Below are 986 nucleotides of genomic sequence, written 5' to 3'. Positions count from 1 at the left end.
TTAAAAAATTATATTATTTCTTACTTAAAATGACCTTTAAGATCTCTTCTGGTGTAGTGGGAGTTTTGGTAAATCTCGCTCCAACAGCATCTTCTAACGCACGAATGATAGCCGCAGGACCTACAATTAGCGCAGCTTCGCCAACACCTTTACTACCTGTCGGATAATTGGATGTATGATACTGTTCAGCAAAGATTGATGTAAACTTGGGAGATTCCACTGCTGTAGGAACATAATAATCAGCATAGCTTACTATTAACTGACCGTTTTCATTAAGTATAGCTTGTTCATATAAAGCTTGACCGACTGCTTGTACACCTCCCCCGTGGATTTGTGACTCCGCTAAGGCAGGATTAATTACTTTCCCTATATCATCATAAGCTCTGTATTCCACTACTCTAGCTATTCCGGTTTCATCTACTTCAACTACAGCTACATGAACACCATATGGAAAAGTGACGTCATTCTCATAGATCAGTTTTTCTACTAAACCAGGTTCATGACTTCTGTAAGCTAAATTAGCTACATCATCCCAGCTCATCTTCTTACTTGGATCACTCCTCAATTTGAATTCTCCTTTTTCGTATTGAACCTCTTGAACATCTACGTTCCAAGTAGACGCAGCTATTCTCTTCATTTTATCTAGTATCTTCTCGGCAGCTTTTAACGCTGCGGAACCACCTATTGTTACTGATCTTGAGCCATAAGTTCCCATGCTGGCAGGTACTGCATCGGTATCTCCCCAAATAACTCTTATCCTTTCGATTGGTATTTGGAAGGCATCAGCTACTAACTGGGCGATTGCAGTTTCAGTACCTTGCCCATGTGGTGTAGTGCCGGTTACTATTAAAACGTCTCCTCTTTCATCTACTCTGACTTCTGCATACTCCCAAGGACCAAAACTGCACACCTCTAAGTAAAACGCTAATCCTACACCTACCCTGTGTCCTTTTCTCCTCTCTTCTTCAGCCCATTTCTTCAATTCA

At 41.0% G+C, this 986-nt stretch carries 1 protein-coding gene; it reads right to left on the bottom strand.

Going from position 1 to position 986, the window contains the following annotated elements:
- Positions 1 to 13: 13 nt before the first annotated feature.
- The coding region (locus DMP16_RS10225) for a xanthine dehydrogenase family protein molybdopterin-binding subunit (protein WP_143577220.1) at positions 14 to 986 on the bottom strand (973 nt) is incomplete at its 5' end.

The sequence above is a fragment of the Sulfolobus sp. B1 genome (assembly GCF_007050195.1).
In the GTDB taxonomy this organism is placed as follows: domain Archaea; phylum Thermoproteota; class Thermoprotei_A; order Sulfolobales; family Sulfolobaceae; genus Saccharolobus.
This window is presented reverse-complemented; position numbering and strand designations above follow the sequence as displayed.